The sequence below is a fragment of the Verrucomicrobium spinosum DSM 4136 = JCM 18804 genome (genome assembly GCF_000172155.1).
GTDB lineage: Bacteria > Verrucomicrobiota > Verrucomicrobiia > Verrucomicrobiales > Verrucomicrobiaceae > Verrucomicrobium > Verrucomicrobium spinosum.
In genome coordinates this window covers 5,938,613-5,951,540 of the sequence record NZ_ABIZ01000001.1, presented here as the reverse complement: position 1 = coordinate 5,951,540, position 12,928 = coordinate 5,938,613, and the positions used below count along the sequence as shown (strand labels likewise).

Below are 12,928 nucleotides of genomic sequence, written 5' to 3'. Positions count from 1 at the left end.
CTACACTTCTGCCAAATAGCAGGCGAAGACGCCGTTGCGGTGCAGCACCTCCCATGAGGTGAACCCCGCCTTGCGGCACAGGTTCAACTGATAGGGCAGGGATCTTGGAGTGTCCTCCTTGTCGATGTAGGCGAAGACCTTGTCCCGGTAACCTGTGCCGCCCAGACCGGTGAGGTGTTCGCCGTAGCGGTCCCACATGATTCTCTGGATGGTGGGGTCGTCAAAGGTGATGAGGTCGGCCACATACAGGCGTCCGCCTGGCTTCAGCCACCGGCGGATTTGGCGGAACACGTGTTCCCAGTCTGCGTCGTCTCGCAAATGATGCAACACTGCGCCAGCCACCACCGCATCGAATTGTAATGCCTCGAACTCCAGCGTTCGCAAGTCTGCTTGGGTGGGGTGCACGCTGGCGGCGTTCGCTGCCGTGGCGCGGTCCAGCGCCCGGGTCAGCATGGGCTGGCTCAAGTCCACCAGATGGCAGTGCAGAGGGCCCGTCTCCTGCATGATGCGCAACGTCATATTCCCCGCTCCGCAACCCAGATCCAACAGGGAATCACCTGTCTGCAGGTGACTGCCCGCCACCTTTGCAATCAGCTCCAGCACCAGCGGTGCATCCACCGTGGCCTGCTGGCCGGTTTCCAGCCTGCTGAACCGCTCCACATCATGATCAAAGCGGTTGCGGATCTCCTCCAGGGTGGATTTTTCTGCCAGTGGGGTGGGGGATGAGGGGTGAGGATGCATGGAAGGAAGGAGTGGAGAGGGGGGGCGGTTCAAGGGGGGTATCCAATGCCCACTGGTATGCTGCACCGCATCTTGTGATGTGGAATTGCTATGACTCTATCATGGTGATACTATCTGCGTATGACGAGGTTGGAACGGCCGGAAATGCGGGAGCTGGAGTGCTTCGTGGCGGTGGCAGAGCATTTGAACTTCTCCCGTGCGGCCCGGAGTCTAGGGCTGTCCCAGCCGCCCCTCACGCGGCACATTCAGGCGCTGGAGGGGAGAGTGGGTTGCCGGCTGCTGGAGCGGGACACTCACTCGGTCTCACTCACTGAGCCGGGTCGCCGGTATCTGGAGGATGCCCGTGCGGCCCTGGTCATGCTGGATCGGGCAGCCGCGAGTTTGCGACTCGCCAGAGAGGGGGTGACGGAACGGCTCCGTCTGGCATTCGTCGGGGCCTTGCTGGATGAGCCTCTTGTTCGACTGTTCCAGAAGTTCCGGGAGACCCACCCAAAGTGTCACTTGGAAGTCACCGATCTGGCACCCGCTGACCAGGTGGAGGCTATTCTATCTGACGAGCTGGATGGTGGATTCATTGGGGCACGCCCCCAGAAGGTCCCGAGGGAGCTGGAACTCATCCTGTGGCGGGAGGAGGAGTTGCTCCTCGGGGTGCCTGAGGGGCATCCCCTCGCTGCGGGGGCTGCGGCAGGGGCGCGCACGGGAGTTTCGTGGAAGGCTCTCCGTGGTCAGCCTTGGGTCATGGTTTCCCGGGAGGCTGCGCCGGCTTTCCGTCAGCAGTTTGCCGGGCTCTGTGCGCAGACCGGCTTGGGCCCGGTGCGGATCGTTCAGGAGTCGGAACGCGTCACCGCCATCCTGGCCATGGTCGCCGTGGGAAGCGGCATCACTCTGGTGCCGGAGGGGGCGGGGCGCATCATCACCCATGGCGTGGTGTTTTTAAAATTGTCCCGGCCGGTCCCAAGGCTACAGCATGCTTTTGCCTGTCGGCGCAGCGGTTCCCCGCCCAGTACCATAAAGGAATTTCTGAGCCTGCTTGTCGAGTCGTCCGACCCCTGTCCTCCCGGCTCCCGCAGGTAACGGTGAAGTTCAACTTTCGGCACGGTGCTGGTACAATTCGGACAGTCCAGGCACATGGAGTTGTCCCTCCCACGACCCTCTCCGGGTCTTTGTGGCACCTCCGCTCCGCCTCAAACCCCCACTCCCGTGAGCTCCGACAGACACCTCCATTCCCTGGCTCCCGCCGCCGTGAAGTCCGACAAGGATGTGATGGAGGAAGAGGCTCGTCCTGTGTCCCGACGCGATCTGGGTCCGGTCATCCGCAAGCTGGGGGTTCTGCTTGGCGAGGCTCTGGCAGAGGCCAACAAAAGCGGAGTGGGCCTGCCGCTTTCATCCCTGGTCATTGTGATTGATGAGGCTATCAAAGAAGCTTCTGACCTGGAGTATCGTGCGAAGTTTCCTAAAACCGTGGAGGGCGTCTTTCTCAGCGGGATCTATGATGAGCTCGTGCAGCAGCCCAGCAACATTTTTGACATCGTGACCCGCTCTGATGGCAAGAGCTACTACGTCCCGCTGAGCAGTGGGGTGTGGATCCGCTGTCTGCAGGAAGTGCGGAAGTCGCTCATGGTGGACCGGCCGCAGGAGGGCTGAGCAGGGGCTGCTGGCGACGGAAGGCTTGAAGGAGTAGCTTGCAGACGCTTCAGCTAGTGCCTGCCAAGGAAACTGGGGGGAAGCATAGACTGACAGGCTTCAGATGGCCTGTGCCCGGGAAGCTCGGGGAGCACACGCATCCTGCGTGCTGTTTGCGGCATCTTGCCGCGAACGTCAGTCAGGGCATGACATCAGGCCCAACTGACGTGGAGGTGTTGATGGCGGTGGGGAGGAATCGGATGCTGTCGGCCTTCCCACCTGATCCTCCTCTGCTGGGGGTACCCAACGTTGACTCGCTTAGGGCTCGTCCAACGTTGGGCTGTGTTAGAGATCCCCGCTGGGGATCAGCTTCGATCTGGGGCGGTCGCCTCAAGGCTGGTTCCTTGGCATCCACCCAAAAACGCGCGCGGTTGGTCCGTTATCCTCACGTCAACAACTACAGGGGCGCTGAGTGGTTGGTGATCAAATACCAGTGGGTGGGAGTTGTGGCGGGAGCCATCGGGGGGGCGCGGAGACAGAGGGTGTTTGAGGATGCCCTCTGCCATGAGGCCAACAACACCGGTCGTAGTTGTCGACGTGAGGAGGCACTAGCTTCCCGGTATGCGATGTTTTGCACGTGGAGTGCTGCCAAGTGCCCAAGGGGTGCCCTATTGCCGCGAGGCCTGGCGGGAGCAAGCCCTTAGACATCTACTTGCCGATGAGTGGATCGACTGCGGACTGATGTGATATTTTGAGGCGATTTGGCGTCCCTCCGGGACAGGGGCTTCCTGTTACCCGTCAGTGGGGCGTGACGAACGAACTGAGACGGATGCTTCGCCGAACATTCCATGGCCCTTGTGGTGTCCTTACGCTTCAAAAAACATTCCGCCTTCCGCCTTCGCCATCTCGCATTCCCCCCTTACTCCCCGGTGCTTTCGGGGCCATAGTATTTCTCCCCCAGCACGATCTTTAACCTGCCCTGGGCCAGGCGGTGTTTGTTCGTATCCCGCAGGGAGTAGATGCAGCCGCAGTATTCCTGCTGGTAGAAGCGCTCTTCCTTGGATATCTCCAGCATGCGGCTGGAGCCGCCTTTCTTTCGCCAGTTGATCTCCCAGTACTTCATCCCTGGGTAGCGGGCGGAGGCGCGGACGCCGCAGTCGTTGATCTGAGCCAGGTTCTTCCAACGGGAGATGCCCAGACAGCTGGTGATCACTGGATAGCCGTGCTCGTGGGCATAGAGGGCCGTCCGCTCGAAACGCATGTCAAAACACGCGGTGCAGCGGGCTCCCCGCTCGGGCTCCCATTCCAGACCCTTCACACGCTGGAACCAGTTGTCCTTGTCATAGTCCGCATCCACAAACGGGATGGAGTGTTTCTCCGCGAACCGGATGTTCTCCTGTTTGCGCAGCTCATACTCCTCACGCGGGTGGATGTTGGGATTGTAGAAGTAGATCGAAAACTCAATGCCAGAGGCGGCGATGGCCTCCATGACCTCTCCGGAGCAGGGGGCGCAGCAGGAGTGCAAAAGCACCCGGCCGCCCTCGATGGGCGGCCGGAGCTTCTCACGATCTGTAAACTGCAACTCCATGCAACGGAGATTGTCTGGACTAGGCCGCGGCCGGGGCAAAGTGCTTCTGCAGCAGGCCCAGGTCGAGATTCGGATAAACGGGGAAGCGGGAAAGCAGGGCGTGGATGCGGTCCTGGGCTTCCTTCTCAGCCTCGGGCTTGATGGTGAACTTGGCCTTGCTGCGGGCGTCGGGTTTGCCCTCGGCCTTCACGATGTCGGCCTCGGTGTTGCTGAGGATGAGTTTCAGCACGGCGGCGATCTCCTTCATCTCGGCCGGGCCCATGCCCAGCGTGGTGATGGCCGGGGTGCCGACACGAAGACCGCTGGTGTACCAGGGGCCGTTGGGGTCGAAGGGGAGGGAGTTGCGGTTCAGGGTGATGCCGCAGCGGCGCACCGCCGTCTCTGCCTGGCGGCCGGTGAGGCCGAAGGAGCGCACGTCGATGAGCAGGAGGTGGTTGTCCGTGCCGCCGGTGGGAATGGTCATGCCTTCGGCGACGAGGGCCTCAGCGAGGGCCTGGGAGTTCTCCACGATCTTGGCGGCGTACTCCTTGAACTCGGGCTGGTTGGCCTCGGTAAAGGCCACGCCTTTGGCAGCCATGACGTGGGGCAGGGGACCGCCCAGCACAAGGGGGCAGCCCTTGTCCACGTACTCGGCGAATTCCTTGGTGCACATCACCATGCCGCCACGGGGGCCGCGCAGGGTCTTGTGCGTGGTGGTGGTCAGAACGTGAGCAAAAGGAGCGGGATTGAAGTCGCCACTGAACACGCCACCGGCCACGAGGCCGGCGAAGTGGGCCATGTCCACCATGAAGACGGCACCGACCTTGTCGGCGATCTCACGCATGCGGCGGAAGTTGATCTTGCGCGGGTAGGCGCTGTAGCCGGTGAGAAGGATGAGCGGCTTGATTTCCTCTGCCTGCTTCTCGATCGCATCGTAGTCCAGGAGGCCGGTGGCCTTGTCCACGGCATAGGAGTGGGCCTCAAACATCTGTGCGGAGAGGTTGTGGCGATAGCCGTGGGTGAGGTGGCCGCCTGAGTAGTAGTCCAGTCCCAGGAGCTTCTGGTTGCCGGTGATGGCGCGGACCTTGTTCCAGTCTTCCACGCTCAGCTTGCTCGGATTGGGCTCACCCATCTCGGCCAGTTTCGGGGTGACCACGCGGGCGCTCAGAATGGCCCAGTAGGCGACCATGTTGGCATCCGCACCGCTGTGGGGCTGCACATAGGCGTGCTCCACGCCAAAAAGCTGCTTCGCCTGCTGGCAGGCGTAGTCTTCGATCTGGTCCACGTTGTCACAGCCGGCATAGAAACGGGAGAAAACAAAACCCTCGGCGTACTTGTCCGTGAGCAGGTTGCCCATGGTGAGCTGCGTGGCCAGGGAGCAGTAGTTCTCACTGGCGATGAGCTTCAGGTGGCTGCGCTGGTCGGCCAGTTCCTGGACGATCGAGCCCGCGAGACCCGGGGCCACCTTGGCAGTTTCCGTGAGATTGGCCAAGTAGGCCACCGTGGCATTGTCGAGCTGGTCGGCGGGCGTCTGGGCGATGTAGTCGAGGAGCGGGCTGGTGGGCATAGATCGTGTGAACGGGAATAGGATTGAGGCTACGTACTCTTGCCGAACTTCGCCGAAGGGCCAATTCATATTATTGCGGGTCGGCATTCGCCGGGTTTATTGGCCGGGCCGGGAATCTCGGTGTATAGCATGACTTACGCCCCTTCTTCGTTCTCGGCCGATGCCTTGGTGCGCCTGCGCTGGGTGGCCGTGCTGGGGCAGTTGGGGGCTCTGTTCGTCGCGCGGAGCCAGTTTGAGGTGTCCATTCCCTGGGGGGCGGTGCTCGTTTTTCCGGCGGTGACGGTGCTCACCAACGGGCTGCTCATGGCCCTGCGCCGGGCGGGCAGCGGGCTGATCAATGCGGCGGTACCCCATGTCATGGTGTGGGACACCCTGTTGCTCGCAGGATTGCTGTACTGGACTGGGGGCGCTCAGAATCCGTTTGCCCTCTTCTTGCTGGTGAACGCCGTGCTGGCCGCCGTGACGCTGGGGCGGGTGGCCGCCTGGCTGCTCCTCGGACTCGGGCTGGTGTGCATGATGTTCCTTTTCACCCATCATCACCCGTTGCGCACGATTCAAGGCGGGCCACTGCCTGGTCAGGTGCTGGGGGTGGGGCGCATCACGTCCTTCGTGCTTGTCAGCGGGACGCTCATCCACTTTGTGCAGCGGCTGCTGCGGCAGCTTCAGGCGGAGACGGATGAACGCCGACGTGCTCACCTGCGGTTGGAGGAGGAGCGTCGGTTCCACGCCGTGGCCACGCTGGCAGCGGGCGCGGCGCACGAGATGGGCACCCCGCTCTCCACCATCGCTCTGGTGAGCCGGGAACTGGAGCTGGAGTTGGAGGCGACGGGGGCCGAAGACGCCGATCTGGTCCAGATGTCCCGCACGATCCGGCAGGAGGTGGAGCGCTGTCGCGCCATCTTGGAGCGTCTTCGCCCCCTGGATACGTCCGGCGCTAGGGAGCCCTTCACCCTGGAGGAACTGGAAGGCTCTCTCTCTGCCTCATTGGGAATGGAGGATCGGGCCCGGGTGCGGTTCCACTGGGCTCCCAAGCAGACCGTTCTCCTGCCCAAGGACGCCGTTCGCGAGGCGCTGGCCAATCTGGTGCGCAATGCCCTGCAGGCGGCATCTGTTCCCTCGATTGTGGAAATCTCAGCCACCACAGAGGCGGGGACTATCCGGTTTGAGGTGCGCGATCATGGTCCAGGTCTGCCCGCAGGCATGCGGCACCATCTTGGGGAGCCCTTTGTCACCACCAAGTCGCCCGGCCAGGGAATGGGGCTGGGCTTGCATCTCGTTCGCTTGCTGGCGCACCAGATGGGGGGCAATCTCACGGCCACCCCGGCAGATGGGGGAGGGGAGCGCTTCGTTCTGGTCCTTCCGGTAGGCGCGACAGGCTGAGAATTTGGACTTTGGAGTTGGAGTTTTCGCCAGGAGGGCGGCTGCGGCATTTTGACGCGTATCAAGCGCTGGCTGGAGCCCCGTGAGATCGGCGCGCATAAGGGTCTTGATCTTGATCCCGGAACTCGTTGATTGACCCTCGCGATGAAAAACCTTCTTCTGGTGGATGACGACGAGACATTTCGCGAGCAGCTCTCCCGCGCGCTTTTGCGACGGGGCTATGCCTGCCAGATGGCTCCCACTGGGGAGGACGCTGTCACCATGGCCCGACAGCAGACCCCGGATGTCGCGGTGGTGGATCTGCGCATGCCGGGCATGTCCGGCATTGAAACGGTGAAGGCTCTTCATCAGATTGCCCCTCGGGCTCGCCTCCTGGTGCTGACAGGCTATGGCAGCATCGCCACCGCCCTGGAGGCGGTGCGAGTGGGGGCGGCGGATTACCTCACAAAGCCCGTCAACGCTGACCAAGTCGTGGCTGCCATTGAGGGCCTCCCCGCCAATGCGGAGGCCGCCCCGGCTACGGTGCCTTCCTTGGATCTCGTGGAGTGGGAGCACATCCAGCGCGTGCTCCATGACTGCGAAGGCAACATCACCAAGGCTGCCACCATCCTGGGGGTGCATCGCAGATCGCTGCAGCGGAAGCTGAACCGGTATGCGCCGGGAAGGTAGGGCGGTAACCCGGTAATTCGGTGACTCAGTAAAGCAGTAGACCACCAACTAACTACTTTAAACCTGACGGATGAGATCAGGTTGAGTTGGACCGTGACTGGACCTGAGATGAGTGAATCCATCGCCTATCGCTACTGGAGGAGAGGTTGATACGGGACCGAAGAAGTGAAGAGGATGCCAACGGTCATTTGGCATCGGCCTCGTGTCCGGCAGTAAACAAAGGACTGGCCTTCTGCACGGACTTCAGCACGCCCCAGCCCAGAGGGATGGCCACGATCAGCCAGACGATGACGACCTTTATCTGGGAGGGCTTCATTTTGCTGGAGGAGTGGGTTGATGATGTTTGGGATCGACCGGGCGCACCAGCAGATTGCAAAAGCAACCGAGCAGAAGCAATCCGGCCATGAGATAGAGCGTGCTGTTGTAGGCCTCCGCTGCGGGCATGCCGGCCTTCTTGTTGGCCGTGGAGATGTAGTTGATCAAAGTGGGGCCGATGACGGCGGCGGCGGACCAAGCGGTGATAAGGCGGCCGTGAATGGCCCCCACCTGGGCGGTGCCGAAGAGGTCTCGGAGATAAGCCGGGATGGTGGCGAAGCCGCCTCCGTACATGGAAATAATCACCGCAGTCACGGCGACAAATACCATCTTCTGCCCGGTGTTCTGGACGAATGGGAGCGAGGCATAGAGGGCGGCACCCAATAAGAAGTAGATGCAATATACCACCTTGCGTCCAGTGAGGTCGGAGACGGAGGACCAGATGAAACGCCCGCCCATGTTGAAGAGGGACAGCACGCCTACGAAGCCAGCTCCCACTGCGACAGAGACGCCAAACATGTCCTGAAACATGAGCGAGGCTTGCCCCAGGATGCCGATGCCCGCACTGACGTTCAGACACAGTACCATCCACAGCAGCCAGAATTGGGGAGTCTTCCAGGCTTGATCCACCCCCACGCTGGCATTGGTGACGAGGGTCTGCGCCTTGACTGGAGGGACATAGCCCTCAGGCTTCCAGTTCGCGGCGGGCACCTTCACCAGCCAGGCTCCGAAGCTCATGAAGACCGCGTAGATCGCTGCCATGGTGAGGAAGGTGGGAGCCACACCCTGGCTGCTCACGGGGCGGAAGTGGGCCATCAGTTCCGTGGCCAGCGGTGAGCCCACGAGTGCTCCGCCGCCGAAGCCCATGATGGCCATGCCCGTGGCCATGCCGGGGCGGTCGGGGAACCACTTCACCAAGGTGGATACGGGGCCAATGTAACCGAGGCCCATGCCGATGCCGCCCACGAAGCCGTAGCCAAACAGCACGAGCCAGAGCAGGTGCAGCTTCACCCCCAGGGCCGCCAGCAGGAGCCCGCCGCAGAAGCAGGCTGCACTGGCCACCATCGTCATGCGGGGGCCGTTGCGTTCCACCCACTTTCCGAAGACGGCGGCGGAGAGGCCCAGCATGATCAGCGCGATCTGGTAGGCCCAACCCACCTGCGGAATGGTCCAGTCCCCAGCCACGGAAGCATCGCCCCCGAGCAACTTGGTCAAGGGCACATTGAAGACGCTGAATCCATAGACCTGGCCGATGCACATGTGCACGGCGATGGCGGCAGGCGGCACCATCCAGCGGGAGTAGCCGGGCGGGGCGACAGTGCTTTCGCGGCTGAGAAAGTTCATGGAAATAGCAGATGACTCAGGATCGCAGAAGAGCAGGTTATTTGGCAGGGCTTGCGTCCCTGACCGGCTCCTCGCCCAGCTTGAGCGTGGGCTTCTCTGCGGTGTCAGAAACAAGCAGTGTAAGCCAGTGGCCGTTCATGGTGTGACCGGGAAAACCACAGGCGAATGCGAATTCACCGGCCTCATCTGGCGTGAACTCAAAGGTCCGCTTGTCAAAGGCAATGCCCTGAAGGTGTTTTTCAATGCCGGCACCTTTGAAGTAGGGCTCCGCCACCTGGAGTTTTCTCACATCGTCCTTCTCCACCACGATCAAACTGTGTGGGACCGGGCTGGGGTTGATGAAGGTGACGTGGACCTTCCAGTCCTTCGGAATGGTGTACACGGCTGCCCCTTTGGCATAGCCGTTGAAGTTCATGCCATAGTTGTCGTCGTTGTACACGGCCACCAGTGTGACCTCCACCGTCTTGGGCTCCTTGCCCAGGCGCAGGAAGTCATCGGAGGTGATGTCTTTGATTAACTCGATCTTTCGTCCGCCCCCGGTAGCGGGAGCGTGATGCTCATGTCCTGCGGGGGGCGGAGTCTGGCCCTGGATCAGGGCCATGGGTGCGAGGAGTAAACCGTGAAAAAGCACGGCAAGGCTGGTTTTCATAGATGGAGAAGGAGCAGCCTTCACCGTGGGCACGCCACGGCGAGGGCCAATGGTTTGAACAAGGATCTCCCGGGGTCCTTATTTCTTCTGTAGCGGAGCCAGGCTGGCACCCTTGGGCACATCATCCGCCGCCACAATTTTCCAAAGCGCTCCACGCTCGCTCACCGTGGGATCCACCGGGCCGCCATAGTTGGCCGTGGCATGGGTGATGTAGAGATTTCCGTCTTCATCTTCCCCACCACTGGTGGGGCGCAGGGGCGTGTCCAGATCCAGGAGCTCCTGCATCTGCCACTTGTCGGCATCATCCCGTTTCATGCCCCAGATCTTCCCGCTGCCCCAGTCGGAGACAAAGTAGATACCATTCAGGCTGGGATACTTCTTGCCACGATACACGCCGATGCCGGTGACGCAGATGCCCTGGTCCACATGGCTGTACTCTGCCACGGGCAGGATGCCCACGCGAGGGTTGGTCGCTTCATCTTCAATGGGGAAGGTGTGACTGCCGCCCATGAAGCTCCAGCCGTAGTTTTCACCCCCCTTGCTCGCGGCGGGCTGGAAGTTGATTTCCTCCCAGTGGTTCTGCCCCACATCGGCGATGTAGAGGTCTCCCGTTTCGCGGTCAAAGGAAAACGTCCACGGATTCCGCAAGCCATAGGCCCAGATCTCGGGGCGGGCTTTCGGTTTGATCTGGGAGAATTGCTTCTCTGAGATGCCGAACAGAGTCATCTGCTGGAGCGGAGTCAGGAAGGGGTTGTCCTTCGGGATCGAGTACGCGCGATCAGGTGAGGTGTTCGACAGGTCAATCCGCAACATCTTGCCATGTAGCGTGCTCTTGTCCTGCCCCGCGTCCAGAACGTCGCCTTCCCATCCGCCATCGCCGACACCAACATACAGGTAGCCATCCGGTCCGAAAGCAATCTTGCCACCGTGGTGGTTGGGGTAGGGGAAGTCAATCTGCATGATGACCTTCGCACTATCCAGATCGGCGCGGTCTGGATTCTTGGCAGAGACCTTGTACTGGGTGATCAGCGTGGAGCTGTTGAACCAGAGGTCGGCATACGAGATGTAAAAAATGCCATTCTCCTTGAACTTGGGGTGAAACTCAATGGCATACAACCCCACTTCCAGGAAGGAACTAATGGTCTTGTCCCGGATGTCCAGGAAAGGCTTGTCGAGCAGCTTGCCGTCCTTGTTGACGATGCGGATGATGCCATGACGCTCACACACAAAGAGGCGGCCCGTGCCGTCCTTGGGGGAGGCCACATGGACCGGATCTACGAGTCCGTCAGCAACTTTGACCAGCTGAATGGCGGGATTACCGGGAAGTTTGCCGCCGGGTTGCGCCGGTTGGACTTCTGCGGAAAGGGCGAACGGGGCTGTGAGCCCCAGCGCAAGCGCTGCAAGAGGAAGCGTTTTCATGATGTTGCAATTTGGCAAAAAGGCGGCTTTTCAGACCAGGTTGGGCTGTGCCTCCTTTTTTATTTGGATAAGCATTGCAGATTTATTGAGGATCAGCAATAGCCTGGAATAATAATGACGGGGCTCTTCTGCCGGAGGGCGAAAAGTCGCCGGGTTAGCAAGAGAGTGCAGGGGCAAATGGTGAGCCCTCAAGGTGCTCGATTTTTAGAGACTTACGCAGGCAAAGCGTGCGAGGGATGCCTTGAATTTCGGATGGCGCAAAGATTCAAGAGGGAAGTCGAAATTGGCGGGTGTATGTTGTTGCCTGGTCGCGTGGAGCAAATGAGCTGGGGCAGGAACGATGCGTCTCTGGAGATGGACTATCTACACAACGCTTACAGAGCTGGGAGCCTCTGCGGATGTATCGAACTCTACCCACAGCCCAACGTTGGACGAGTCCCTGTCGAGTCGGCGAAGGAAGGCAGACTTGGCTGCGTTTGTCGGTGTTGCATTGGACATCGCCTCTGGCTCGTGGAATCATGCAGTGGACCCCCCACCAGATGATGATCGAGATCCGACGGGCGAACACATCCGATGCGACAGGCATCGCCGAAATCCAGGTCGCAGGCTGGCAGGCCGCCTATCGCGGGATTGTTCCCGACGAGGTCCTCGACGGACTCGATGTGGCCAGTCGCATTCCTCTCTGGCAACGATTCTCACTCGATGCGAAAGGGGACCTCTATGTCGCCGATCTTGAGGGCGGCGTCGCGGGCTTTTGTCACCTCATCCCGTCGCGTGATCCTGGTGCCACGGGCACGGCAGAGATTGCCGCCATCTACGTGAACCCTTTAGCTTGGAGAACGGGGATAGGGCGCAAACTGTGCACGACGGCCCTCCACTCGGCCGTAGAGCGCAGCTATTTACGGGTGACGCTTTGGGTGTTGTCGGGAAACCATCTTGGGCGGCGTTTCTACGAAGCGATCGGCTTTGAACACGATGGTGCCGTGAAGCACGAAGTGATGAATGGGACCAGAATGGAAGAGATGCGCTACCAGATAACGTTGCCAGCACCATCCACCGGACATCTTGCAACCGATCGTGAGTCCAGCTTTTTGGTGCAAGCTTCATTCGAGAAAAAGGGTTGAATCGAAGTGTGTGAATGAGAGATTTGACGATCACTGACCAATGGATGGCTTTTTACATGAAATCCTCGACGCTCGTCATTTTTCTAACGTCTCTGCTGGCCGGGTCGTTGCTCGTTTGCTCCCAGCGCAATGCCCGGAATGGCTACTTTGAGTACTGCACGACAAAGGCCTACGGTTTTCCCTACCCTTGGCTGATCGAAAACTGTCCATGTGATGGCCGAGGCGGACTTACTGAACATCCAACGCAGGCGAAGCTGTGGAATGCGATGGCGGCACTTGCTTTGGCGGGAGTTTTTTCGGGCGTATCCTTGCTGGTTGTCCGACAAGTTATTCGAGCAAGGAATGGCTCCAAGATTTATTGAAGCCTCCCTGTGGAGGTTCCTCTGTGCCCACTATGTACGTGTTGCGCCCCTTTCCTATGAACCTGCAACGCCTTCGCTACTGTTTTCATCGATTCTGCGCAGAGCCGATAATTATCGCCTGGATGTTGGGGGCGTTGATCACCTGGGCACCGCTCATGATTTGGCTTG

At 60.6% G+C, this 12,928-nt stretch carries 13 protein-coding genes; 6 read left to right on the top strand and 7 right to left on the bottom strand.

Features of this window, described 5'->3' with window-relative positions; translation table 11 throughout:
* Positions 1-741 (bottom strand): class I SAM-dependent methyltransferase, encoded by a 741-nt coding sequence (locus VSP_RS24060; RefSeq protein ID WP_009963909.1) that lies wholly within the window; start codon positions 739-741, stop codon positions 1-3.
* A gap of 120 nt (positions 742-861) precedes the next feature.
* On the opposite strand from VSP_RS24060, the gene VSP_RS24055 reads away from it, so the two are divergent.
* Both VSP_RS24055 and VSP_RS24050 read left to right on the top strand, forming a co-directional pair.
* A complete protein-coding gene (locus tag VSP_RS24055) occupies positions 862-1,815 on the top strand; it encodes a LysR family transcriptional regulator (protein ID WP_009963908.1) in 954 nt (317 codons plus the stop codon).
* A gap of 126 nt (positions 1,816-1,941) precedes the next feature.
* Positions 1,942-2,385: a hypothetical protein gene (locus VSP_RS24050; protein WP_044133650.1), complete on the top strand. Its 444-nt coding sequence runs from the start codon at positions 1,942-1,944 to the stop codon at positions 2,383-2,385.
* Between the two features lie 898 nt (positions 2,386-3,283).
* Here the strand turns inward: VSP_RS24050 and VSP_RS24045 are convergent.
* Positions 3,284-3,952, bottom strand: a complete 669-nt coding sequence (locus VSP_RS24045) for an epoxyqueuosine reductase QueH (protein ID WP_009963906.1) — start codon at positions 3,950-3,952, stop codon at positions 3,284-3,286.
* A 19-nt stretch (positions 3,953-3,971) separates the two neighbouring features.
* A complete protein-coding gene (locus tag VSP_RS24040; RefSeq protein WP_009963904.1) occupies positions 3,972-5,498 on the bottom strand; it encodes a glycine hydroxymethyltransferase in 1,527 nt (508 codons plus the stop codon).
* 129 nt (positions 5,499-5,627) lie between these two features.
* Between VSP_RS24040 and VSP_RS24035 the strand changes: the two genes are divergently transcribed.
* Both VSP_RS24035 and VSP_RS24030 read left to right on the top strand, forming a co-directional pair.
* Positions 5,628-6,878 (top strand): ATP-binding protein, encoded by a 1,251-nt coding sequence (locus tag VSP_RS24035; protein ID WP_009963902.1) that lies wholly within the window; start codon positions 5,628-5,630, stop codon positions 6,876-6,878.
* Positions 6,879-7,022: 144 nt separating this feature from the next.
* The gene (locus VSP_RS24030) at positions 7,023-7,547 is read left to right on the top strand and encodes a response regulator transcription factor (RefSeq protein WP_009963901.1); all 525 of its coding nucleotides are present in this window, start codon (positions 7,023-7,025) and stop codon (positions 7,545-7,547) included.
* Between the two features lie 184 nt (positions 7,548-7,731).
* Here VSP_RS24030 and VSP_RS43670 read toward each other — a convergent pair whose 3' ends face one another.
* From VSP_RS43670 to VSP_RS24010, 4 genes are all read right to left on the bottom strand, one after another.
* Positions 7,732-7,863, bottom strand: coding sequence for an MFS transporter small subunit (locus tag VSP_RS43670; protein ID WP_009963900.1), 132 nt, complete (start codon positions 7,861-7,863; stop codon positions 7,732-7,734).
* The gene (locus tag VSP_RS24020; RefSeq protein ID WP_009963899.1) at positions 7,860-9,206 is read right to left on the bottom strand and encodes an OFA family MFS transporter; all 1,347 of its coding nucleotides are present in this window, start codon (positions 9,204-9,206) and stop codon (positions 7,860-7,862) included. The genes VSP_RS43670 and VSP_RS24020 overlap by 4 nt, the downstream gene beginning before the upstream one ends.
* A 37-nt stretch (positions 9,207-9,243) precedes the next feature.
* Positions 9,244-9,855 (bottom strand): sulfocyanin-like copper-binding protein, encoded by a 612-nt coding sequence (locus VSP_RS37195; RefSeq protein ID WP_081452690.1) that lies wholly within the window; start codon positions 9,853-9,855, stop codon positions 9,244-9,246.
* Between the two features lie 78 nt (positions 9,856-9,933).
* The gene (locus tag VSP_RS24010; RefSeq protein WP_009963897.1) at positions 9,934-11,274 is read right to left on the bottom strand and encodes a PQQ-dependent sugar dehydrogenase; all 1,341 of its coding nucleotides are present in this window, start codon (positions 11,272-11,274) and stop codon (positions 9,934-9,936) included.
* Between the two features lie 539 nt (positions 11,275-11,813).
* On the opposite strand from VSP_RS24010, the gene VSP_RS37190 reads away from it, so the two are divergent.
* Both VSP_RS37190 and VSP_RS23995 read left to right on the top strand, forming a co-directional pair.
* A complete protein-coding gene (locus VSP_RS37190) occupies positions 11,814-12,398 on the top strand; it encodes a GNAT family N-acetyltransferase (protein WP_157211030.1) in 585 nt (194 codons plus the stop codon).
* A 56-nt stretch (positions 12,399-12,454) separates the two neighbouring features.
* Positions 12,455-12,760, top strand: a complete 306-nt coding sequence (locus VSP_RS23995) for a hypothetical protein (RefSeq protein WP_157211029.1) — start codon at positions 12,455-12,457, stop codon at positions 12,758-12,760.
* The last annotated feature ends 168 nt before the right edge of the window (positions 12,761-12,928 follow it).

Bases quoted from the DNA above. Each gene is read 5' to 3' on its own strand.
- VSP_RS37195 (WP_081452690.1), bottom strand. From the start codon at position 9,855: ATGAAAACCAGCCTTGCCGTGCTTTTTCACGGTTTACTCCTCGCACCC.
- VSP_RS24060 (WP_009963909.1), bottom strand. From the start codon at position 741: ATGCATCCTCACCCCTCATCCCCCACCCCACTGGCAGAAAAATCCACC.
- VSP_RS24030 (WP_009963901.1), top strand. From the start codon at position 7,023: ATGAAAAACCTTCTTCTGGTGGATGACGACGAGACATTTCGCGAGCAG.
- VSP_RS23995 (WP_157211029.1), top strand. From the start codon at position 12,455: ATGAAATCCTCGACGCTCGTCATTTTTCTAACGTCTCTGCTGGCCGGG.
- VSP_RS24035 (WP_009963902.1), top strand. From the start codon at position 5,628: ATGACTTACGCCCCTTCTTCGTTCTCGGCCGATGCCTTGGTGCGCCTG.
- VSP_RS24040 (WP_009963904.1), bottom strand. From the start codon at position 5,498: ATGCCCACCAGCCCGCTCCTCGACTACATCGCCCAGACGCCCGCCGAC.
- VSP_RS24055 (WP_009963908.1), top strand. From the start codon at position 862: ATGACGAGGTTGGAACGGCCGGAAATGCGGGAGCTGGAGTGCTTCGTG.
- VSP_RS24010 (WP_009963897.1), bottom strand. From the start codon at position 11,274: ATGAAAACGCTTCCTCTTGCAGCGCTTGCGCTGGGGCTCACAGCCCCG.
- VSP_RS37190 (WP_157211030.1), top strand. From the start codon at position 11,814: ATGATGATCGAGATCCGACGGGCGAACACATCCGATGCGACAGGCATC.
- VSP_RS43670 (WP_009963900.1), bottom strand. From the start codon at position 7,863: ATGAAGCCCTCCCAGATAAAGGTCGTCATCGTCTGGCTGATCGTGGCC.
- VSP_RS24045 (WP_009963906.1), bottom strand. From the start codon at position 3,952: ATGGAGTTGCAGTTTACAGATCGTGAGAAGCTCCGGCCGCCCATCGAG.
- VSP_RS24020 (WP_009963899.1), bottom strand. From the start codon at position 9,206: ATGAACTTTCTCAGCCGCGAAAGCACTGTCGCCCCGCCCGGCTACTCC.